This window comes from Massilia scottii (genome assembly GCF_030846495.1).
Taxonomy (GTDB): Bacteria; Pseudomonadota; Gammaproteobacteria; order Burkholderiales; family Burkholderiaceae_D; genus Telluria_A; species Telluria_A violaceinigra.
Genome location: NZ_JAVCWM010000006.1, coordinates 1 through 23135, shown reverse-complemented (window position 1 = coordinate 23135; position 23135 = coordinate 1). Strand labels below are relative to the sequence as shown.

17 protein-coding genes are annotated in these 23135 nt (G+C 63.9%); 10 read left to right on the top strand and 7 right to left on the bottom strand.

What is annotated here, in order from left to right; translation table 11 throughout:
* Positions 1 to 13 precede the first annotated feature (13 nt).
* The 5 genes from RBA41_RS09575 to RBA41_RS09555 form a co-directional block, all read right to left on the bottom strand.
* Positions 14 to 1303, bottom strand: a complete 1290-nt coding sequence (locus tag RBA41_RS09575; protein WP_306623376.1) for a hypothetical protein — start codon at positions 1301 to 1303, stop codon at positions 14 to 16.
* Positions 1300 to 3525 carry a zinc dependent phospholipase C family protein gene (locus RBA41_RS09570; RefSeq protein ID WP_306623375.1) on the bottom strand — a complete coding sequence of 742 codons (2226 nt, stop codon included), beginning with the start codon at positions 3523 to 3525 and terminating at the stop codon, positions 1300 to 1302. Before RBA41_RS09570 ends, RBA41_RS09575 begins: the two co-directional genes overlap by 4 nt.
* Positions 3526 to 3655: 130 nt before the next feature.
* On the bottom strand, positions 3656 to 4345 hold the full coding sequence (locus tag RBA41_RS09565) for an SIMPL domain-containing protein (RefSeq protein WP_306623374.1): 690 nt from the start codon (positions 4343 to 4345) through the stop codon (positions 3656 to 3658).
* A 43-nt stretch (positions 4346 to 4388) separates the two neighbouring features.
* A complete protein-coding gene (locus RBA41_RS09560; protein ID WP_306623373.1) occupies positions 4389 to 5069 on the bottom strand; it encodes a TetR/AcrR family transcriptional regulator in 681 nt (226 codons plus the stop codon).
* 8 nt (positions 5070 to 5077) lie between these two features.
* On the bottom strand, positions 5078 to 6544 hold the full coding sequence (locus tag RBA41_RS09555; protein WP_306623372.1) for an aminotransferase-like domain-containing protein: 1467 nt from the start codon (positions 6542 to 6544) through the stop codon (positions 5078 to 5080).
* A 172-nt stretch (positions 6545 to 6716) separates the two neighbouring features.
* Between RBA41_RS09555 and aptA the strand changes: the two genes are divergently transcribed.
* From aptA to RBA41_RS09515, 8 genes are all read left to right on the top strand, one after another.
* Positions 6717 to 8033 (top strand): omega-aminotransferase AptA, encoded by a 1317-nt coding sequence (aptA, locus tag RBA41_RS09550; RefSeq protein ID WP_306623371.1) that lies wholly within the window; start codon positions 6717 to 6719, stop codon positions 8031 to 8033.
* A 4-nt stretch (positions 8034 to 8037) separates the two neighbouring features.
* A complete protein-coding gene (locus RBA41_RS09545) occupies positions 8038 to 9540 on the top strand; it encodes a CoA-acylating methylmalonate-semialdehyde dehydrogenase (RefSeq protein ID WP_306623370.1) in 1503 nt (500 codons plus the stop codon).
* Between the two features lie 50 nt (positions 9541 to 9590).
* On the top strand, positions 9591 to 10964 hold the full coding sequence (locus RBA41_RS09540) for an NAD(P)-dependent oxidoreductase (RefSeq protein WP_306623369.1): 1374 nt from the start codon (positions 9591 to 9593) through the stop codon (positions 10962 to 10964).
* Positions 10957 to 12234: an NAD-dependent dihydropyrimidine dehydrogenase subunit PreA gene (gene preA, locus RBA41_RS09535; protein ID WP_306623368.1), complete on the top strand. Its 1278-nt coding sequence runs from the start codon at positions 10957 to 10959 to the stop codon at positions 12232 to 12234. Before RBA41_RS09540 ends, preA begins: the two co-directional genes overlap by 8 nt.
* A gap of 88 nt (positions 12235 to 12322) precedes the next feature.
* Positions 12323 to 13807, top strand: a complete 1485-nt coding sequence (locus tag RBA41_RS09530) for an NCS1 family nucleobase:cation symporter-1 (RefSeq protein WP_306623367.1) — start codon at positions 12323 to 12325, stop codon at positions 13805 to 13807.
* Positions 13808 to 13835: 28 nt separating this feature from the next.
* Positions 13836 to 15227, top strand: a complete 1392-nt coding sequence (gene hydA / locus RBA41_RS09525) for a dihydropyrimidinase (protein WP_306623366.1) — start codon at positions 13836 to 13838, stop codon at positions 15225 to 15227.
* Between the two features lie 36 nt (positions 15228 to 15263).
* The gene (locus RBA41_RS09520) at positions 15264 to 16505 is read left to right on the top strand and encodes a Zn-dependent hydrolase (protein ID WP_306623365.1); all 1242 of its coding nucleotides are present in this window, start codon (positions 15264 to 15266) and stop codon (positions 16503 to 16505) included.
* Between the two features lie 111 nt (positions 16506 to 16616).
* Positions 16617 to 17777: a zinc-dependent alcohol dehydrogenase gene (locus tag RBA41_RS09515; protein ID WP_306623364.1), complete on the top strand. Its 1161-nt coding sequence runs from the start codon at positions 16617 to 16619 to the stop codon at positions 17775 to 17777.
* A gap of 16 nt (positions 17778 to 17793) precedes the next feature.
* Here the strand turns inward: RBA41_RS09515 and RBA41_RS09510 are convergent, their stop codons facing one another.
* The gene (locus RBA41_RS09510) at positions 17794 to 19539 is read right to left on the bottom strand and encodes an allantoate amidohydrolase (RefSeq protein WP_306623362.1); all 1746 of its coding nucleotides are present in this window, start codon (positions 19537 to 19539) and stop codon (positions 17794 to 17796) included.
* A gap of 82 nt (positions 19540 to 19621) precedes the next feature.
* A complete protein-coding gene (locus tag RBA41_RS09505; RefSeq protein WP_306623361.1) occupies positions 19622 to 20560 on the bottom strand; it encodes a LysR substrate-binding domain-containing protein in 939 nt (312 codons plus the stop codon).
* 122 nt (positions 20561 to 20682) lie between these two features.
* On the opposite strand from RBA41_RS09505, the gene RBA41_RS09500 reads away from it, so the two are divergent.
* Together RBA41_RS09500 and RBA41_RS09495 are read left to right on the top strand one after the other, a co-directional pair.
* Complete coding sequence (locus RBA41_RS09500; RefSeq protein ID WP_306623360.1) at positions 20683 to 21900, top strand: urate hydroxylase PuuD; 1218 nt, start codon at positions 20683 to 20685, stop codon at positions 21898 to 21900.
* Positions 21901 to 21911: 11 nt separating this feature from the next.
* On the top strand, positions 21912 to 23135 hold a 1224-nt coding region (locus tag RBA41_RS09495; RefSeq protein WP_306623358.1), incomplete at its 3' end, for a M20/M25/M40 family metallo-hydrolase.

The window sequence follows — 23135 nt, the reverse complement described above, 5'->3', positions numbered from 1 at the left end:
GCCGCACGCGCCGTCATCGTCCGATCAGCACGACCGTATATCCGCCGACGATTTCTCCGCCTATCTTCTGGCGCACGCGCAGTACCTGCGCCTCGCCGCGCTTGATGTCGGCGATGCTGGCGTGGAAGGGAATCGCTTGCCGGTCGCATCCGCGCAGCACGTCCTCGGCCGGCAGCAGCAGCTTGCGGCGCGCCTCGAACGGAATGTCGCTCAGCCGCTGCCGGCGCGCCTGGCCCACGGTTGCCGGCAGCAGCCCGTAGGCCACCGGGTTGGCGGGCGTGCGCAGGCCGGGATCGGCCAGGCCGGTGTAGAGCTTGAGCCAGTCCATGCTGTCCGGCGCGTCGAGGCTCGTTTCGATCCGGGCCGGCCCGGGGTTGGCCAGATAGCCCAGGTTCAGCGCCAGGTCGACCGCCGCCGGCGAGGACGACGGAATGACGGCGATATTGCGCTGCCCGATATGGCGGTCCGCCGGGGCCGAGAACTGGTCGGGCGAGACAGCATCGAGAATCGGTTCATGCACCCGCACCACCAGGCATTCATGGCCGCCGTTGACAAAGGCCGGCACCCAGCTTTGCGGACACTTGACGATGGCGTGGCAGCCGTGGCTCAGGTAGCGCCCATCCGGCCCGTTCACGACGCGCCATTCGGTGCCGTTGTTGAAGCGGTTGCCGAGGTCGACCCAGGTGGCGCCGATGAAGTTCGCTTCGGCGCGCGAGATGCCCAGCGTGGGATCGAACCAGTAAAATTCCACGCGCACCCGCAGCGCCGGCGCCTTGCCCAGGTTCCAGACGTGCGCATACAAGGTGTTGGGCGCGTTGGCGCGCGCAATGCCGCCCACCGTGGCCGGTTGCACTGGCGCGCTGGCCGCTTCCTGGTTGGGCACCACGTAGATATCTGGCGACTCCCAGAACACGCCGTTCAGCGGACGCGCGCCGTTGTCGCCGCCGTTGGCGCGGATCATCAGGAAGGGCAGGAATTCATCCTTGCGCGGACCGAAGGTCGGGCCGTCCTTGAGAATGCCTTGCAGCTGGCCGCGGAACCACGGAATTTCAGCGGGGCTGCCTTGCGGCGGACGGTTGACGCTTTCCGGCCGCTGCGGCGCGGTCTTGACCACCGGCGGAGCGTCGGCTTGCGGCAGTTCCACGGTGCCGGGAAACGGGCAGCGTGGCGGCGGCGGGCAGACCGGCCCGCGCGGCGGCTGGCACGGATCGCGGGCGCAGCGGCACTGCTGGCAAGGGCCGTGCGGCGCGCCTGGTGCATGGCAAGTGCAGGCGCAGGCGCGGTCTTGGTCGGATGGTTTCATGATGCCCCCCTGTCGTTGTCGCTGTCGCTGTTCTCGCTGTCGTCGCTGTCCGCATCATGCGTGGCCCCGCGCGCCAGTGCCGCCAGGATGCCGGTGCCCACATCCACTCCGCAGCCGGGATTGCGCACGCCGGCTTGGAGAAAGTAGATATCCAAAGGCTTCGTCGGATCGTGGAGTGTCGTGGGGTCTGCCTGCGACGGCCAGGTGCACGGCGGCTGGAACTTGAAGCCTTCGGGATCTTCAACACCGGGGGTGGTGAGGCTGCGCGCGAAGTCCCAGGTGTGGTAGCCGTAGCCGCGGTCCGCGTCCAGGTTCCAGTCGACCAGCGGCACGGCGCCGCCGCCGGGCTGAGGATTCTGGCGCGAATTGAGCCAGATCAGATAGCTCGAAAAGACGACCGCATCGCCCAGGTGGCGGTTCGCGCGCAGGGCCGGGCCGACCGCATCGGCCGCCTGCGGTGTCGTTGCGCTTTCGAGCGCGTCGCGGATCTGCGGGTCCGGACCCACGTTCTGGAACAGCACATCCGGGTTGGCGCGGCGCGGGTGCGGCCCGGCGAAGGTGGGCGCCAGTTCGACGCCGTGGTCCGCCGGGTACTGCCACGGGTGCTTGAAGTCGTCCTCCGCATGCACGCGCGGGTAGAGCCGGTCGCGGAAGGGCGTCAGATCGAGTACCGGCGTGTCGAAACCCGGCAGCACGTTGCCGACGTCGTTCAGCACCCCGGCAAAGGCTTGCGCATCGGGCATGCCGACCGTGATCAGCCCGACCGTGATTTCATCGTCCATCGGCAGCAGGTAGCCGGACATGACCAGCACCGCGCGGAACGATTTGAGCAGGTGGAACAGCGGCAGTTCGAGCGCGTAGTACAGGCCGAGGCGCAGCGGGTAGGTAGCGATATCGGCCAGGATCGCCCATGGCAGGGTCGCCAGGTACACCGCCACCTGCACGATGTAGAGCAGTATCTTGACGATCGAGAGGATGAAGTCGAGCAGGTCGTCCCACCAGCTGCTGTCGTCGTCGCCGGCGCCGGGGGCGCTGGCCTGTGGATCGTTAAAGGTGGGGAACTGCAGGTTGGGAAAAAGCTCTGGCGGTGGCGGCGGTTCGTGCGCGAAGCCGTCAACGGTGGTCATCTTGAGGAAGGTGAACAGCAGGCGGTAACAGGAAGCGATCAGGTCCTCGCCCGGCTTGCCGTCGTCCTCGCGCAGGATGCGCGGGTGCGCGCCATCCTTGTAATAGACCGCGGTAATGGTCTCGTGCAGCAGCTTGGCGATGGGGTCGGCCAGCTCAGAATCGACGTCGAGCAGGCGGCGCCGGGTCCAGTTTTCGCGCAGCGTATTGCCGCTTGGGTAGGCGGGACGCGCCACGCCGGCGCCGTCGTTCTCGCGAAAGGCGATGTCGAAGTACAGCGCCGATTCGGTCAGCTGCGGGTACTGGCCGCCGCGTGCCGGCCCGGCGCCGTCGCGCAGGTAGCGGAAAGCGTCCATGTGGTTCTCCACCAGGTGGTGGCGCTGCCAGTGCAGGCGGAACGGCCCGCCGGAAATGGCGTTGACCAGCGCATGGCCGGTAACGTCGGTGCCGATGTGCGTCATGTAGCCGAGCGCGTAGGCGCGCGCCTTGTCCTGCTGATCCTGGGACTCGAATCTGGCCGCCTGGTTCCACAATTCGCGCGCGAACTGGCCGGTGCGGCGGTAGTGCAGCATGTCCGACCACAGGAAAGCCTGCTCGTCGAAGCCCTTGTTCAGGCCCAGCGAAAAGAACTCGAACAGGTCCAGGCGCGTGACGACAAAATTTTCGAGCGCCGTGATCAGGATGCCGGACAGCTCGCCCGCGATATTGCCGACGCTCTCGGACAGGCCGCCGGTCAGGCGACTGAGTTCCTCGGCGGCGTTCTCGGTGATCGGCCCGAGATAACGTTCATATTTTTCGATGTAGGGGTCGAGCGCGTCGTACAGCCCTTCAAGCACGCGCAGCACCCCGATCAGGGCGCTCGATAGCGGGAACGGCCCCTGGTCGCGAAAATCCGGAAGGAAGAAAAACAGATCAGGGCCGATCGCGCCCAGGCTGGCGAAGTTGGGATGGCGCTGCATGATGCGCGCCAGTTCGGCGGTGTCCGCGCCGGTCCATTCGGGCTTGATGCGCGCGCTGCCGGCGGGTTGGAAATTGCCGCGCGCGAGTGCCCGGGCGGTCGCGCGCATGGCGCTGATGTGTATATACGGTCCGGGCATGATGCCCTCCACAAATGCGGTCGTCGGTCGGAACCAGCGGGCTGGTTGGTCGTCTGCATTTGTAACGGTAGACCTGCGCTAGCGCGCCGCCCTGTGGCATCGCAAGGGCGGCGCAATTGATGAGATTGGCTTAAACGGCGGGCTTGCCAGTCTCGGCAGCAATAATGCCGAAGCGCACGCGATAGCGTATTTTGCTGATGCGCTTCGCGCCTTCGAGTTCGACGTAGGGCGGTTCGCCATCGCCCATCGAGGCCGCACCGGCCGCGTACATGCCGCCCCAGTCCTCATCGCCGTAGGCGCCGGAACGACCGACCGCCGCCCCTAATTCCTCGACCTGCGAAATGAACGACAGCCGGACACCGGATTCCGATGCGATGAGCTGCGCCTTGCCGCGTGCGTCGGCAAGCGCCGCCGCGTGGGCTTGCGCGCGCTCGGCGTCGGATGCTTCGAATTGCGGCTTAAGCATCGACACGCTCAGGGTATAGCGCTGGTGCTCGAAAATCGGTTGCAGCGCGTCGAGCGCGGTGTACAGGCGTTTCGCTTCCGAACAGGTAATCAGAATCTTGAATGTGCGTTCCTGCCCCGGTTTGCTTTTTTTCCAGAACCACGGCTGCCAGATGGCGTTGCCGCCCTCGCTCATTTCGTCGGGGTCGATGCCCGAGCTTTTGAGGACGCGAATGCAATCGTCGCGCAGCGCGCCGGCTTCGCTGATGGCGGTATCGGCATGCGCCGCGCGCACCGACAGCGACAGGTCGGCGCGGTACGTGGTCACTTGTTCGACCAGCGAGGACTGGCCGGTTACTTCGATATAGGAATCCATGATGGTGTCGTTATGCTTTCAGGAGGTGTGTCCGGGGCTGCAATCATACGTGAGCTGGCCGTGGGTCCGCGATGGCGACCGCCGACAGCACCATATGGGTGATCATGGCCTCGGCGTCGTCGAAATCCTTGCGCGAAAGCTGTTTGCGGTTCAGCACCAGTGCCATCTGCGCCGAAAAATCGGCATACGACTGCGTCATCGCCCAGATGGCGAACAGCAGATGGGTGGCGTTGATCGGGCCGATGCGGCCTTCGCCGATCCAGCGCTCGAACACCTCGATATCCTTGCGCAGCAGCGGCACCACACGGCTCTGGATCTGCGGGCCGTACAGCTGCGCGCCGCTGATCACTTCCATTGCATACACGCGCGAAGCCCACGGCTGTTCGCGCGAAAAGCGCAGCTTGGCCTGGATGTACGCGCGCAGCACATCGCGCGGATCCTGGGTCGGGTCGCCCAGCGTCGCCATGCGCGCCAGCCAGTCATCGAGCACGCCATCGAGCACGCGCTCGTACAGCGCCTGCTTGGTTGGAAAGTAGTACATCAGGTTCTGCTTCGACAGGCCGGCCTGCTCGGCGATGGTGGCGATCGAGGTGCCCTCGTAGCCGCATTCGGCGAACACGCGCACGGCGACGTCGGCGATGTCGGCTTCGAGCTTGTCGCGATTGAGGACGCGGCGCTTGACGGCGGCGCTACGCGGTACGGTGACGGTCTTGGTGGCGGCCATGGTGACTTTCAGCGTTGCGATTGCAGGAACTGGATCAGCTGGGGCGCATCGGCGGCATACGCCACGTTGAAGCGGAACCAGATGCTCGGGGACGGGCGCAGCATGAAAAATTCGTACGGCGAGAGCAGGATGCCGGAGCGCAGCGCGCGGTCCGCGATGACTTTGCCGTTGAACTCCGGCGTGGGCGCCACCGGCCAGCCGGCGCTGACGAACATGCCGCCGCGCGGCCGCGCCAGCGGCTCCATGCCCGCCTCGCGCAGGCGTTCGATGGTGCGCTCGCGGCCCGACTGCAACTGGTCGGTCAGGCGTTCGAGCATGCGCTTGTAGGGCCGCGCGGAGATGGCGTGGTACACGGCGCGCTCGTTGATCTCGGACGTGGTCAGCCCGGTCAGCATTTTCACGCGCAGCAGTTCGGGAATGAGCGAATTCGATGCGCAGATCGAGCCGACCCGCAGCACCGGCGAGAGGGTCTTGGAAAAACTGCCGACCCGGATCACGCGCCGCAAGCCGTCCATGGCGGCAAGCGAAGCATCCCCACCGGCGGCCAGTTCGCGGTAGATGTCGTCTTCCACCAGCCAGAAGTCGAACTGCTCGGCGGCCAGCAGCAGCCGGTGCGCCTGCGCTTGGGTGAGCGAGGTGCCGAGCGGATTTTGCAGCACGGTGTTGACGAACATGAGCTTGGGCTGGAGCGCCGCCGCCTGCGCCATCAGGACCTCCATATCGAGTCCGTCCGGCCCGCGCTCAATGCCGACCGCGATGCAGCCGTGATGGCGGATCAAGGAGAGCAGGTTGCTGTAGCCCGGATCTTCGACAAACACCGTGTCGCCCGGCTTGGTGAGCGTGCGCAGGATCAGGTCGAACCCGTGGGTGGCGCCGTGGGTGAGCAAAATCTGGTCCGGGCTGGCCGCGAACAGATCGTCGGCCAGGGTGGCGGCCATGTGCTGGCGCAGGGTGGGGAAACCGAGCGGATGGCCGTAGCCGCGCAGGCGGCTGGCCGGAATTTTCATCGCGTGGCGCACCGCGTCGAGCACCGTGTCGTCGCCATACCATTCGGGCGGCAGCCAGCCCGCACCGACCGGCAGCGCGTCCGACACGCCGGAATACAGTTCGGGGGTGAGGGCGTCGATGGCGGCGGGCGTCGCTTGCAGCGCCAGTTGCTGCGGCGCGCTGGCCGCCTCGCTGCGGGCGACGAAAAAGCCCGAGCCGCGCCGTGAACTCAACAGGCCAAGCGTGAGCAGGCGGTCGTACGACTCGACCACCGTGAAGGTGCTCACCCCATTACACTTTGCGAAGCGTCGAACCGAGGGCATCTTTGTCCCCACGCGCAGTTCGCGCCGGTTTACCATCTGCGTGATGGCCGCGACGATCTGGTCGACCAGGCCGCCGCGCTTGCTGCGCTCGATCGCCAGCACCGGCCAGCCATCTCCGCAATTGCCAGGAGGCACTTCCTCATGCAGCACGTCGCTGTCATCCATCCACATTTCCTTTGTGCATTGCCGCAAACTGTATTGTTTGCGCCACCGATACGGTTGGCGGGTTTTGCGATTTGTGTATATGTGCCATAGTTGATCTGCTGACTATTATTGCATCATCATTTTGCCAACTGGTAAATAATTTTTTTAGTTGTAAAAACTCTTGGAGAGTCGCATGAACGAGTCCAGACCAGAATCGATGTCGTCGTTTTGGATGCCATTTACGAATAATCGCGACTTCAAAGCCAACCCGCGCCTGCTGGTGTCGGCCGAGGGGATGTACTACAAGGATGTCGACGGCAACACCGTGCTCGACGGCACCGCCGGCCTGTGGTGCGTGCCGTGCGGGCATGCGCAGCCGAAGATCGTCGCTGCCGTGCGCGAAATGGTCGGCCAGCTCGACTTCGCTCCCACCTTCCAGATGGGCCACCCGGCCGCTTTCGACCTCGCTGAAAAGCTGATGGACTACACCGGGCGCCGTTTCGGCCACGTCTTCTATACCAACTCCGGTTCGGAAGCGGTGGACACGGCGCTGAAGATGGCGCTGGCCTACCACCGCGCGCGCGGCGAAGCGGGGCGCACGCGCCTGATCGGGCGCGAACGCGGTTATCACGGCGTCGGCTTCGGCGGCATTTCGGTCGGCGGCATCGGCGGCAACCGCCGCACTTTCGGGCCGCTGCTGCCGGGTGTCGACCATCTGCCGCACACGCACAACCTGGAAAAGAACGCCTACTCGCGCGCGGAGCCGGAACATGGCGCCAACCTGGCCGATGAACTGGAACGCATCGTCGCCCTGCACGACGCATCGACCATCGCCGCGGTGATCGTCGAACCGGTGGCCGGGTCCACCGGCGTGCTGATTCCGCCAAAAGGATATCTGAAGCGCCTGCGCGAACTGTGCACCAAGCACGGCATCCTGCTCATTTTCGATGAAGTCATCACCGGCTTCGGGCGCCTGACCACGCCGTTCGCGTTCGATTACTTCGGCGTCGAGCCGGACATGGTCACCTGCGCCAAGGGCCTGACCAACGGCATGGTGCCGATGGGCGCCGTGTTCACCAAACAGCATATCCACGACGCCTTCATGGATGGTCCGGCCGGCATCGAGCTGTTCCACGGTTACACCTACTCGGGCCATCCGCTCGCCTGCGCCGCGGCGCTGGCCACGCTGGAGGTGTTCGAGGAACAGAAAATCCTCGACAACGCCAAGGCCGTGCAGGAGTACTGGACCGACGCGGTGCATTCGCTCAAGGGGCTGCCGCACGTGATCGATATCCGCACGATCGGGCTGGTGGCGGGCATCGAGCTCGCCGCCATCGACGGCAAACCCGGCGCGCGCGCGTTCAGCGCCTTTAAAAAGGCGTTTGCCGACGGCGTGTTGATTCGCACGACGGGCGACATCATCGCCCTGTCGCCACCGTTGGTGCTCGAGAAGAAGCACATCGACGAGTTGTTCGGCAAGCTGGCAACCATCCTCAAAAACCTGGACTGACCCCATGAGCAATCTCGACACCATCACCCACTTCATCAACGGCGCCAAAGTCGATACGGCCAGCGGCCGCTATGCCGATGTCTTCAATCCTGCCATGGGCGAGCCATGCGCACGGGTGGCGTTGGGCACCGCGGACGATGTGGATGCCGCCGTCGCCGCCGCCGCCGCGGCCTTTCCGTCATGGTCCGCCACGCCGCCGCTGACGCGCGCGCGGGTCCTTTTCAAGTACCTGCAACTATGCCAGGCGCATACCGACGATTTCGCGGCCATGCTCACGCGCGAACATGGCAAGACGTTTTCCGACGCGCAGGGCGAAGTGGCGCGTGGTATCGAGATGGTGGAATTCGCGGTCGGCATTCCGCAACTGCTCAAGGGCGAGTTCACCGACCAGATTTCGCGCGGCATCGATGCCTGGTCGATGCGCCAGGCGCTTGGCGTGGTGGCGGGCATCACGCCGTTTAACTTTCCGGTGATGGTGCCGATGTGGATGTTCCCGGTGGCGATCGCCTGCGGCAATACCTTCGTGCTGAAACCGTCCGAGCGCGATCCGTCGGCGTCGCTGCTGCACGCGCGGCTGCTCAAGGAAGCGGGCCTGCCGGACGGCGTGTTCAACGTGGTCCAGGGCGACAAGGTCACGGTCGACGCGCTGCTCGATCATCGCGATGTTCAGGCGATCAGCTTCGTCGGCTCGACCCCGATCGCCGAGTATATCTACGCGCGCGGCAGCGCGGCCGGCAAGCGGGTGCAGGCGCTGGGCGGAGCCAAGAACCATATGGTGGTCATGCCCGACGCCGACATGGAGATGGCGACCGATGCCCTGATCGGGGCGGCCTTCGGTTCGGCCGGCGAGCGCTGCATGGCCATTTCGGTGGTGGTGGCGGTGGGTGACGCCGGCGACAAGCTCATTGGCGCACTGGGCGAACGCACCGCCGCGCTCAAGATCCGCGACGGCATGGCGCATGATGCCGAAATGGGGCCGGTGGTCAGTGCGGCCGCCAAGGAACGCATCGAGCGTCTGATCGGCGAGGGCGTGGAGCAGGGCGCGACCCTGGTGGTCGATGGGCGCAACTGCAAGGTGGTGGAACGCGAGAACGGCTTCTTCGTGGGCGGCACGCTGTTCGATCATGTGACGCCCGATATGACGATCTACAAGGAAGAGATTTTCGGCCCGGTGCTGTGCGTGCTGCGCGCGCCGGACGTGGCCACGGCGGTCAATCTGATCAACGCCAACGAGTACGGCAACGGCGTGGCGATCTACACGCGCGACGGCGGCACGGCGCGCGAGTTCGTGCGCCAGATCCAGGTTGGCATGGTCGGTGTGAATGTGCCGCTGCCGGTGCCGATGGCGTTCAACAGTTTTGGTGGATGGAAGCGCAGCATGTTCGGCGACCACCATGCGTACGGTCCGGAAGGCGTGCGGTTCTACACGCGGCACAAGGCGGTGATGCAGCGCTGGCCGAACACGGCGAGTGCTGGCGTGGAATTTGCTTTTCCACAGATGAAGTAGAAAACCCCGCAAGCGAGTGGGTGAACACATTATAAAAACAGGGATGTAAAATGATCGAATCTCTCAAGCACCTGCCGCATGCGGCCGGCTCCAGCAGCGCACTGGCCGAACAGTTCACCGATCTCGCGCCGGCGCTGACCGAGCGCCAGGCCGCCATCGAAAGCGCGCGCTGTCTGTACTGTTACGACGCGCCGTGTACCCGCATCTGTCCGTCCGAGATCGACGTGGCCAGCTTTATCCGCAATATCCACGACAAGAACATCAACGGCGCGGCGGCGGGCATCCTCAAGCAGAACATCCTGGGCGGCAGCTGCGCCCGCGTGTGTCCCACCGAGATCCTGTGCGAAGACGCCTGCGTGCGCAATCACGACGAGGAAGGCCAGCCGGTCAAAATCGGCCTGCTGCAGCGGTACGCGCTCGATCACGCTTCCTTCAAGGCCTATCCCTTCCAGCGCGCCGAACGCACCGGCAAGAAGATCGCGGTGGTCGGCGCGGGGCCGGCCGGCCTGTCGTGCGCGCACCGCCTGGCCATGCTGGGCAACGATGTCGTCGTCTATGAGGCGCGCGAAAAATCCGGCGGCCTGAATGAATACGGCATCGCCAAGTACAAACTGACCGGCGACTTCGCTCAGCGCGAGGTCGAGTTCTTGCTCAGTATCGGCGGCATCGAAGTGCGGCATGGCCACATCTTGGGCGTGAACCTGCAGCTGCACGAACTGCATGCGCAGTACGATGCCGTGTTCCTCGGCCTGGGCCTGAACGCCAGCCGCCAGCTTGGTTTGACGGGCGAAAATGCGCCCGGCCTGATGGCGGCGGTCGACTACATCGCCGACCTGCGCCAGGCCAGCGACCTGACGGCGCTGCCGGTGCCGGAACGCGCCATCGTCATCGGCGCCGGCAACACGGCGATCGACATGGCGGTGCAGCTCAAGCGCCTTGGCGCGCAAGACGTGACGCTGGTGTACCGCCGCGGCTTCGAGTCGATGACCGCCACGCACCACGAACAGGATATCGCCAAGGCCAATATGGTGCGCATCCGCACCTGGGCGGCGCCTCTGGAAGTGCTGCTCGACGAAACGGGCCGCGTGCGCGGCATGCGCTTTGAAGAGACCCGTCTCGACGAAGGCCGCCTGATCGGCACCGGCGCCTTCATCGAGATCGCCGCCGAAGCCGTGTTCAAGGCCATCGGCCAGAGCATCGACCCGGTCGGCTTGTCGGACGACATGGCGCAGCAGATCACGCGCGAAGGCGACAAGATTCACGTCGACGCGCAGTTCCGCACGGCGCTGGCGGGCATTTATGCGGGCGGCGATTGCATCGCGCCCGGGCAGGATTTGACGGTTCAGGCGGTCCAGCATGGCAAGCTGGCGGCGATGGCCATTCACAATGACATCCAATTCAAGGTGGAGGCTTCCCATGGCTGACCTGAGCATCGAATTTTGCGGCATCAAGTCCCCCAATCCGTTCTGGCTGGCCTCCGCGCCACCGACCGACAAGGCTTACAACGTGGTGCGCGCCTTCGAGGCGGGTTGGGGCGGGGTGGTCTGGAAGACGCTGGGCGAAGACCCGGCCGCGGTGAACGTGTCGTCGCGCTACTCGGCCTTGTATGGCAAGAACCGCGAGGTGATCGGGTTTAATAACATTGAACTCATTACCGACCGCTCGCTGGAGATCAACCTGCGCGAGATCACGCAGGTGAAGAAGGACTGGCCGGACCGCGCGATGATCGTGTCGCTGATGCTGCCGTGCGAGGAAGCGCTGTGGGCCGAGATTTTGCCCAAGGTCGAAGCGACCGGCGCGGACGGCATCGAGCTCAATTTCGGCTGCCCGCACGGCATGCCGGAGCGCGGCATGGGCGCGGCGGTTGGGCAGGTGCCCGAGTATGTGGAAATGGTCACGCGCTGGTGCAAGAAGCACTCGAAGCTGCCGGTGATCGTCAAGCTCACACCGAACATCACCGACGTGCGCAAACCGGCGCGCGCGGCCAAGGCGGGTGGCGCCGATGCGGTGTCGCTGATTAATACGATCAATTCGATCACGCACCTGGACCTGGACCGCATGGTGGCGCTGCCGATCGTGGGCAACGCCAGTACGCACGGCGGCTACTGCGGCGCGGCGGTCAAGCCGATTGCGCTGAACATGGTGGCCGAGATCGCGCGCGATCCCGAGACGCACGGATTGCCGATTTCGGGTATCGGCGGCATCGGCAACTGGCGCGACGCGGCTGAATTCATCGCCTTGGGCGCAGGCTCGGTGCAGGTGTGCACGGCGGCGATGCTGCACGGGTTCCGGATCGTGGAGGAGATGAAGGACGGCCTGTCGCGCTGGATGGACGAGAAGGGCTACAAGACCATCGCGGAGTTTTCGGGCAAGGCGGTGCCGAATACGACGGACTGGAAATACCTGGACATGAACTACCAGGTGATCGCGCAGATCGATCAGGACAAGTGCATCAAATGCGGCAAGTGCTATGTGGCGTGCGAGGATACGTCGCACCAGTCGATCGCGCAGCTGATCGACGCGGCCGGCACGCGCACGTATGAAGTGATCAAGTCCGAGTGCGTGGGGTGTAATCTGTGCGAGATTACCTGTCCGGTGGAGGCATGTATTACGATGGTGCCGCAGCCGACCGGGAAGGCGTATATGAACTGGACGCAGGATCCGCGCAATCCGAGAGCCGAAGTCGTGAGTTAAGCCCGCGCCGTAAAAGCCGTCGTTCCCGCCGAGTGCCGCCTTGGCGCGGGAACGACGAAGTCGCGTCACCATTCAGGAGAAAACCACTGTGAGCAACGACCTGTCCGCCAACACGCAGCTCTGGAACGAAGACCTCGCGCCCACCTCCGACGCGCAGCGCACCTGGCGCTGGTATCACTTCGCCGCCCTGTGGGTCGGCATGGTCATGTGCATTCCGGCCTACACCCTGTCGGCCAGCCTGATCGAAGGCGGCATGTCCGGCTACCAGGCGGTGCTCACGGTCTTCCTCGCCAACGCCATCGTGCTGCTGCCCATGCTGCTGATCGGGCACGCCGGCACCAAATACGGCATTCCCTACGCAGTGCTGGCGCGTGCCTCCTTCGGCACCACGGGCGCCCGCATTCCCGCCCTGATGCGCGCCATCGTCGCCTGCGGCTGGTATGGCATCCAGACCTGGTTCGGCGGCAGCATGATCTACACGCTGCTCGGCGTGATGATGGGGGCCGAAATCGGCGGCGCGAAAATCGCGGGTCTCGGCATCAACGGCATGCAGCTCCTGTGCTTTCTCGCGTTCTGGGCCATTCAGTTCTACTACATCGTGCACGGCATGGAATCGATCCGCAAACTCGAAACCTGGACCGCGCCGCTCAAGATCCTCATCTGCTTCGTGCTGCTTGGCTGGGTCTACAACAAAGCCGGCGGATTCGGTCCGCTGCTCGAACAGCCGTCGCAGTTCGTCGAAGGCGGCAAGAAAGCAGGCCAGTTCTGGTCCACCTTCTGGCCGTCGCTGACCGCCATGGTGGGTTTCTGGGCCACGCTGGCGCTGAACATCCCCGACTTCACGCGCTTCGCCAAAACCCAGCGCGACCAGATCATCGGCCAGTCGGTCGGGCTGCCGGTGCCAATGGGGCTGCTGGCAGCGCTGGCCGTGATCGTGACGTCGGCCACGGTGGTTTTGTACGGCAAGGCGATCTGGGACCCGGTGGATCTGGCCAGCCGCATGACCGGCATCGCCGTGCTGATTGCGCTGATCGTGCTGCTGGTCGATACCGTCAGCGTCAACCTTGCCGCCAACCTGGTTGGCCCGGCCTACGACTTTTCGGCGCTGGCGCCGAAACACATCACCTACCGCGCCGGCGGCTACATCACGGCGGGCATCGCGCTGGTGATGATGCCCTGGAAGATCCTCGAATCGACCGAAGGCTATATCTTCACCTGGCTGATCGGCTACTCGGCGCTGCTCGGGCCTATCGCCGGCATCCTGATCATCGATTACTACTTCATCCGCAAGACCGAACTCGATGTCACCGACTTGTACCGCGATGATGGCGTCTACTCGTACGGGAACGGCTGGAACGTGGCCGCGATTGTCGCCTTCGTTCTCGGCGTGGCGCCGAATATTCCGGGCTTCCTGAATGCGGCCTTTCCGGCGTCGTTCCCGGACGTTGGCGCGGTGTTCAAGACACTGTATACATATGCGTGGTTCGTCGGGATCACCATTTCCGCACTGGTGTACGGCGTGATGATGAAGGGGAAGGCGCTGCCCACCCTCAGCACCGTGGCCCGTGCCTGAGTATCTGTTTGCCTTACAGGAGAGATTTATGACCACGATTATCCGCGGCGGCACGGTCGTCAATGCAGACCGCGCGTTTCGCGCCGATGTACTCACCGACGGCGACAAGATCGTCGCCATCGGCGAGAAGCTCGATGCGCCCGCCAATGCGACGGTGATCGATGCCAGCGGCCAGTACGTCATGCCGGGCGGGATCGACACCCACACCCACATGCAGCTGCCGTTCATGGGCACCGTGACCGCCGACGACTTCTTTACCGGAACCGCCGCTGGCCTTGCAGGCGGCACCACGACCATCATGGACTTCGTCATTCCCAATCCGCAGCAATCCTTGCTGGAGGCGTACCACACCTGGCGCGGCTGGGCCGCGAAGTCCGCAGGCGACTATACCTTTCACGTGGCGGTGACCTGGTGGAGCGACAAGGTGCACGAGGAAATGGGTGTGCTGGTGCGCGATCATGGCGTGAACAGCTTCAAGCACTTCATGGCTTACAAGAACGCCATCATGGCGGATGACGAAACGCTGGTGCGCAGCTTCACGCGCGCCCTGGAACTGGGCGCGATTCCGACCGTGCACGCCGAGAACGGCGAACTGGTTTTCCAGCTGCAGCAGGACCTGCTCAGGAAAGGCATCACCGGCCCGAGCGCGCATCCGCTCTCGCGTCCTCCCGAGGTGGAAGCGGAGGCCGCCAACCGCGCCATTGCGATTGCCAACGTGCTCGGGACGCCGGTGTACATCGTGCACGTGTCGTGCGCCGAATCGCTCGATGCGATTGCGCGTGCGCGGGCAAAAGGCCAGCGCGTGTACGGCGAGGCCCTGGCGGGACACCTGGTGATCGACGACAGCGTGTACCAGAGCGCGGATCTGGAATTCGCGCGCGGGCACGTGATGAGCCCACCGTTTCGCAGCAAGCATCATCAGGCCGCGCTGTGGCAGGGCCTGCGCGGCGGGAACCTGCATACGACGGCGACCGATCACTGCACCTTCTGCGCCGAGCAGAAAGCGGCGGGGCAGGACGATTTCACCAAGATCCCGAACGGCTGCGGCGGCGTCGAGGACCGCATGTCGGTGGTGTGGGACGCTGGTGTCAATTCGGGGATGCTGACGCCATCGGAATTTGTGCGCGTAACGTCCGCGAACGCGGCGCAGATTTTCAATATGTACCCGCGCAAGGGCGTGGTGGCGGTGGGCGCGGATGCCGACCTGGTGGTGTGGGACCCGGAAGGCACGCGCACCATTTCGGCCGGCACGCAGTTTGCCAAGGGCGGCTTCAACGTGTTCGAAGGGCGCACCGTGAAGGGCATTCCTTCGCATACCCTGCATGCGGGGAACGTGGTGTTTGCCAAGGGCGAGCTGCGCGCGGTGGCGGGCGCCGGGCGGCATGTGGACCGCCCTGCATTCACCAAGACCCATGCCTGACCTCCCGTCGCATGTCTTCAATTTTTGGAGTGATCAATGAACGATCTGCGCATTAACGGCGAGCGCCTGTGGGCCTCGCTGATGGAACTGGCCAAAATCGGCGCCACGCCAAAAGGCGGCGTCAAACGCCTCGCCTTGACGGACCTCGACAAGCAGGGCCGCGACCTCGTCGTCGGCTGGGCGAAGGAAGCCGGCATGTCGATCACGGTCGACCAGATCGGCAATGTCTTCATGCGCCGCGAAGGCCGCAATCCATCGCTGCCCCCGATCATGACCGGCAGCCATATCGACACCCAGCCCACCGGCGGCAAATTCGATGGCAATTACGGCGTGCTGGCCGGCCTGGAGGTCGTGCGTACCCTGAATGACCAGGGCATCACTACCGAAGCGCCGGTTGAAGTGGCCTTCTGGACCAACGAGGAAGGCTCGCGCTTCGTGCCCGTGATGATGGGCTCGGGCGTCTTCTGCGGCGCCTTCAGCCTGGAGACGGCCTACGCCGCCAAGGACACCGAAGGCAAAAGCGTCAAGGATGAACTGGCGCGCATCGGCTACATGGGCGAGCAGGTCCCCGGCCAGCACCCCATCGGCGCCTACTTTGAAACCCATATCGAACAGGGCCCGGTACTCGAAGACGCCGACAAGGTGATCGGCGTGGTTCCGGCCGTGATGGGACTGTCGTGGTACGACTGCGTGGTCACCGGCATGGAGGCGCACGCCGGCCCCACGCCCATGGGCCTGCGCAAGGATGCGATGCAGGTCTCCACCTACATCATGCAGGAGGTGGTGAAGATCGCGAACCGTTATCCGCCGTATGGCCGTGGCACGGTCGGCATGGTGCAGGTGTTCCCCAACAGCCGCAACGTGATCCCCGGCGAGGTCAAATTCAGCATCGACCTGCGCAACGTGAACGATGAACTGCTCAACACCATGCATGAAGAAATGCTGGCATTTATCGGCAAGACGCGCAGCGACTCCGGGCTGGCCATTTCGATCGAGCGCGTGTCGTACTATCCGCCTTGCCCATTCCATCCGGATTGCGTGGGTGCGGTGCGCGAGGCGACCGCCAGACTCGGATACTCCACGATGGACGTGGTGTCCGGCGCCGGCCACGACGCCATCTACGCCGCCCGCCTTGCGCCCGCCGGGATGATTTTCGTGCCCTGCAAGGACGGCATCAGCCACAACGAAATCGAGGATGCCAAGTCCGACCACCTTGAAGCGGGCTGCAATGTGTTGCTGCATGCCATGCTGGAACGCGCGAAAATCGTGTCCTCATAATTTCAGTTAAGAAATCGCGTCGGCATTCTCCTACTGGCACGTACGAACTCTGCTGATTCGTGCATGGGATTTTGCTTGTTACGCTGTCCTTTTCCATGAGGAGGACAGTTCATGCGCGCTTTAACCTATCACGGCAGCAACGACGTCAAGGTTGATAACGTTCCCGATCCGATTTTGCAGGATCCGGACGACATCATCCTGAAAGTGACTGCCACCGCCATCTGCGGATCGGACCTGCACATGTACCGCGGGAAGATCCCGGCGATGAAAAGCGGCGATATCCTGGGCCATGAATTCATGGGCGAAGTCGTCGAGACGGGGCCCAACGTCACCACGCTGCAGAAGGGCGACCGCGTGGTCGTGCCGTTCGTGATCGCGTGCGGCAGCTGCTTTTTCTGCGATATGGATCTGTACTCCGCGTGCGAGACGACCAATCCCGATCGTGGTTCGATCATGAACAAGAAAAGCCTGCGCTCGGGCGCGGCGTTGTTCGGGTTCAGTCATCTGTATGGCGGCGTGCCGGGCGGGCAGGCCGAATACGTGCGGGTGCCGAAAGCGAACGTCGGCCCGATCAAGATTCCGCTGACCTTGGCCGACGAGCAGGTGCTCTTCTTGAGCGATATTCTGCCGACCGGGTATCAGGCCGTGCTCAATACCGGCGTGGGCAAGGGCGGCAGCCTGGCGATTTTTGGTGCCGGGCCGGTGGGGCAGATGGCGGCGGCCAGTGCGCGCATGCTGGGGATCGAGAAAATCTTCATGGTCGATCATCACGCGTTCAGGCTTGAATTCGCGCGCAAGACGTATGGCGTCATTCCGATCAATTTCGACGACTGCGACGCTGCGGAGTTCATTCTCGATCACACCGATGCGCGCGGGGTCGACGGCGTGGTGGAGGCGGTCGGCTTCGAGGCCAAGGGCAGTACGGTGGAAACCGTGATGACCAACCTGAAACTCGAAGGCAGCAGCGGCAAGGCGCTGCGCCAGTGTATCGCAGCTGTGCGGCGCGGCGGAACGGTGAGCGTGCCTGGCTTGTATGCCGGGTTCATTCACGGCTTCCTGTTTGGCGATATCTTCGAGAAGGGGATCGGGATCAAGGCCGGCCAGACGCACGTGCAGAAGCACATGCCGGAACTGCTCAAGTTTATCGAGGAAGGCAAGCTGTATCCGAATGCGATCATCTCGCATCGCCTGAACCTGTCGCAGGCGGCGGAGGGATACAAGATGTTCGATAAAAAAGAGGATGAGTGCCGGAAGGTGGTGCTGACGCCTTAGCGCGGGAACGACGGAGCTATGTGAGGCTGCGCAGGAAGTCTAGCAGCACTTGCGCCGCCAGTTCCGCATCATCCGCCGTCATCGTCTCAAGCCGGTTATGGCTGATGCCCCCGTTCCCGCACCTTGTGAACAACATCGCCACATCGGTAATCTTCGCCATTGCCATCGCATCGTGCCCCGCACCTGAGGCGAGGTCATAACGCGGCAGGCCGGCGCGTTCGATTGCATCGCCCAGTTGATCCATCAGCGTTGACGCGCATGGCGCGGCCGGTGCCGACACGATCTGCTGCACCTCCACTTCCACATGACGCCGTCCGCAGATCGCCTCGATGCCGTCCAATATCTCCTTGACCGCCGCATGGCGCACAGCGTCGTCCGCAGCGCGGATGTCCAGCGACAGCTTGCAGTGGCCAGGAATCACATTCACCGATCCATTCGGCACCTGCAGCTGTCCCACCGTGCCCACCAGCGACCCGGCGCCGCTGCAGCGCCGCTCCACCAGCAGCACGATCTCCGCCGCGGCGGCAGCGGCATCCTTGCGCATGTTCATGGGCGTGGTGCCCGCGTGGCTGGCGAGTCCTGTCAGGTCGACCAGATAGCGCGAGCTGCCGGCAATCGCCGTCACCACGCCTACCGCCAGGCCGCGCTCCAGCAGCACTGGCCCCTGTTCGATATGCACTTCCACAAAACCCAGCAGATCATCAGGATTGCGCGCAATCGAGGCAATCGCGCCGGGATGGTGGCCAGCGGCTGTCAGCGCCTGCAGCATGGTGACGCCGTCGGCGTCGACCTGCTCCAGCAGCGCCATGTCGAACTGTCCGATCACCGCGTTACTGCCCAAGAAGGTACTACGAAAACGTACGCCTTCTTCCTCGGCGAAGCCAACCACTTCGAGGTGATAGGGCAGGCGTTCGCCGCGTTCGTGCAGGTGGCGCACCACCGCAATCGGCAGCAGGATGCCGAGGCGCCCGTCGTACTTGCCGCCGTCGCGCACGGTGTCATAGTGCGAGCCGGTCATCAGCGTCTTCGCATCCGGGTCGGCCGACAGATAGCGCCCGACCACGTTGCCCACGGCATCGATGCAGGTTTCCATGCCGGCGTCGCGCATCCATTCGGCCAGTTGCGCCGCGGTGCGCTGGTGCACGCCGGTCATGTAGGAGCAAGTCAGGCCATCATCCGCCTCGCTCCATGCGCCGATGGTTTCGGCCCATTGCATCACGGTGGGACCGAATACAGGCGTCAGTTTGAGCAGGTCGTTGATGCGCAGTTCGGCGATGCGGTGAATCTGGCGCAGGCATTCGGCCATCTCGTCGGGGCGCTGGTTTTTCAGGCGCCGCGTGAAGGTGTCGATGATGGCGCGCCGGGTCAGGCCGTTGCCGTCCGGGCCCTTGACCGCGAGGATGAACGGAAAGCCGAAGCGCGCGTTGTAGTCGGCATTGAGCTTGTGCAGGGTCGCGTATTCTTCCGCGCTGCACAGGTTCAGGCCGGACTTGGCCTGCTCATTGGTCGACTCCTGCGTCAGTTCACCGGCGATGGCGGCTTTGCCGGCCAGTTCGGGGTGGGCGCGGATCAGGCCAAGCTGTTCGTCGACGCTGGCCTTGGTCACTGCCGTTTGCAGCGCGTACTTGAGCGCCGTCACGGTCGCGAACGGACGTGCGGACAATGCGCGTTCCGGAATCCATGGCGAATGTTCGTAAATGCCGCGCAGGGTGTCGACAAAGGCCGCCGCGTCGCAGCTGTTCAAATCCGTCAGTGTAGTCATGTTATGCGTATTCCATCTTTGATTACCGATCATAAGCGCTGGCTGCGTTGTACACATACGAGCCAGCTGATAACCGCTATCGCTACTTCTGCACCAGCGCCTTGGCCGCGGCACTGACCTGGTCGCGCAGCCATTTGTGTTCGGGTGCCTGGTGCACGCGTTCGTGCCACAACTGGTAAAACCGCATCGGCGGGAATTTCACCGGCACCGTGAAGCTCTTGAGCGGCAGCGTCTTTTCGTAAAAACGCATGAACTGGCGCCCGGTGGTCAGTACCAGGTCGGTCTGCGTCAGCATATACGGAATCAGGCCGAAATAGGCCGATTCCACCGCCACCTTGCGCTGCATGCCCTGGCGTTCGAGGAAGGAGTCGATGACACCATGGTAACCGGGCAGCATCTGCGATGGCGCCACGTGGGGCAGGGTCAGGTAGTCTTCGATCGTCATCGCATCGCTGGCCGTGCGTTTGGCGTACGGGCTGTCGGCGCGCATGGTGCAGATGATCGGGTCCTCGAACAGCTTGGAAATGTGCAGGTGCGCGGGCGGCTCGTCCCAATTGGCGATGACGAGGTCCATGTCGCCGTCCGACAGCATGCGGATGTAGTCCACGCCGCCGCCAAGGCTGTGGATCACCACGCGGCTGTTGGGCGAACCGCGCCGCAGCGCCGCCACCACATTCGGCAAAAATTGGCTGTCGAGGTAATCCGGCGCGGCGATGTGGAAGGTGCGCGCTTCTTCCTGCGGCATGAAGGGCGATTTTTTGACGAACAGGCTTTCGGTTTCGTCGAGGATGCGCTTGGCCGGCTTGAGCAGGCTTTCGCCGTGCTGGGTCGGCACCATGCCGCGTGCTCCGCGCACCAGCAGCGGGTCGCCGGTCAGCTCGCGCAGTTTGCGCAGCGATGCCGAGATCGAGGGCTGCGGCTGATTGAGCTTGAGCGCCACGCGCGAGACGTTTTTTTCGACCAGCAGCAGGTACAAAATGCGGATCAGGTGCAGGTCGAGGTGTTGGGGAAGGCTGGACATCGGTATGTATATGAATTCGAGTATGTCGAATATACGCCATATTTCATGTTGTCGCACTTGAATCAGTTTATCTTGGGTAAATTCGCGCTACTATCGCCGCAGCCCACGCAACAAGGAACCCCATGGAAGTGTTCGGATACCTGATCCCCTACGGCCTCGAATGGCTCAACCTCATCGTGCGCTGGCTGCACCTTATCACCGGCATCGCCTGGATTGGCGCCTCGTTCTATTTCGTCTGGCTGGACAACACCATCCGCCCTCCGGCGCCGGGTTCCGACCTGGCCGACAAGGGCGTGTCGGGCGAATTGTGGGCGGTGCATGGCGGCGGCTTCTACAACCCGCAAAAATACCTGGTGGCGCCGGCCGAACTGCCGAAGGAGCTGCACTGGTTCAAATGGGAAGCCTATTCGACCTGGCTGTCCGGATTTGCGCTGCTCACCATCGTCTACTACTTCAACGCGCAGGCGATGATGGTCGATAAGGCCGTGGCGGACCTGAGTTCCTTGCAGGCGATCGGCATCGGTATCGGCAGCCTGGTAGTCGGCTGGACGGTGTACGACCTGCTGTGCCGCTCCCCGCTCGGCAAGCGCGACCTGCCGTTCGGGATTGTGATGTTCCTGTTCCTGGTCGCCAGCGCGTATGTGCTGAACAAATACCTGAGCGGGCGCGCCGCCTACATCCACGTGGGCGCGATGATCGGCACCATGATGGTGGCCAATGTGCTGATGCTGATCATTCCGGGGCAGCGCAAGATGGTGGCCGCGATGATGGCCGGCCAGAAGCCGGACCCGGTTCACGGCCTCAAGGCCAAGCAGCGCAGCGTCCATAACAACTACTTCACCCTGCCGGTCCTGTTCATCATGATCAGCAATCACTACGCCATGACGTACCGCCACGAGCATGCGTGGGCGGTGCTGGCCGGGATCATGGCGGCGGGCGTATTGATCCGCCACTTCTTCAACCTGCGCCACAAGGGCCGCGTGGAGTGGAAGTATCCGGTAGCCGGCGTGGCGCTGCTGCTGGCGGTAGCCATTGCTATCGCGCCCAAGGCGCCTGCCGCTGCGGCCGCGGGCGTCGATCCGGCGGCGCAGTTCGCGCAGGTGCAGGCCATCGTCATTCAGCGCTGCGCGACGTGCCACGCCGAGCGTCCGACCCAGCCCGGGTTTGCCAGTGCGCCGGCCGGCGTCATGCTGCACAACGCGGAACTGATTCGCCAGAACGCAGCGAAGATTTACCAGCAGTCGGTACAGCTCAAGGCCATGCCGATTGCGAACCTGACCAATATGACCGATGCCGAGCGCGCGCAGGTCGCCGCGTGGTTTGAAGCCGGCGCTAAATAGGAATAACGGGAATGACAATGCAAGCACAAGAAAAACTGATTGACTGGATCGACGCCCACTTCGACGAACAGGTGGCGTTTTTGCAGCAGGTGATCCGCATTCCAACCGATACGCCGCCGGGGAACAATGCACCGCACGCGGATGCCGTGGCCACGATGGTGGAAGCATTCGGCTGGAGCGCCGAGAAGCATGCGGTGCCGGCGCAGGCGGTGCGCGACTACGGCATGGAGAGCATCACCAACCTGATCGTGCGCCGGCCCTATGCGGCAGGCGGGCCGACCATTGCGCTCAACGCGCATGGCGACGTGGTGCCGCCGGGCGAAGGCTGGGTGCATCCGCCGTATGGCGGCGTGGTGGAAGATGGTTTCATTTACGGGCGCGCGGCTGCGGTGTCGAAGTGCGATTTTTCGACGTATATTTTCGCTGTGCGCGCGCTCGAAGCGCTGGGCGTGCCGCTCAAGGGCGGCCTTGAACTGCATTTCACCTACGACGAGGAATTCGGCGGTTTGCTGGGACCGGGCTGGCTGCTCGAACAAAAGCTGACCAAGCCCGATTTCGTCATCGCGGCGGGCTTCAGCTACAACATCGTCACGGCGCATAACGCCTGCCTGCAGCTGGAAGTGACGGTGCATGGCAAGTCGGGTCATGGCGCAATGCCCGAAACCGGGCACGATGCACTGCAGGCGGCAACGCGCATCCTGAATGCGATTTACGGGCAGCTGCCGGAACTGAAGAAAATCAAGTCGAAGGTGGCGGGCATCGATTCGCCGACCATGCTGGTGGGGCGCATCGATGGCGGCACCAACACCAACGTGGTGCCGGGGAAGGTCGTGCTGAAGATGGATCGGCGCATGATTCCGGAAGAAGATCCGGTCGCGGTGGAAGCGCAGGTGCGGGCGCTGATCGAGGATGCCGTTCGCGGCGAACCGGGGATTCGGGTCGAGATCAGGCGCCTGCTGCTGTCGCACGCGCTGCGGCCGTTGCCGGGGTCGGACAAGCTGGTGGCGAGCTTGCAGAAGAATGGCAGGCAGGTGATCGGCGAGGCGATTACGGCGCAGGGCACGCCGCTGTATGCCGATGCGCGTTTGTATGGCGAGCACGGGATTCCGGCGGTGCTGTATGGCGCGGGGCCGCGTACGGTGCCGGAGTCGAATGCGAAGAAAGCCGATGAACGCCTGGCGCTGGAGGATTTGCGCAAGGCGACCAAGGTGGTGGCGTTGACGTTGCTGGATTTT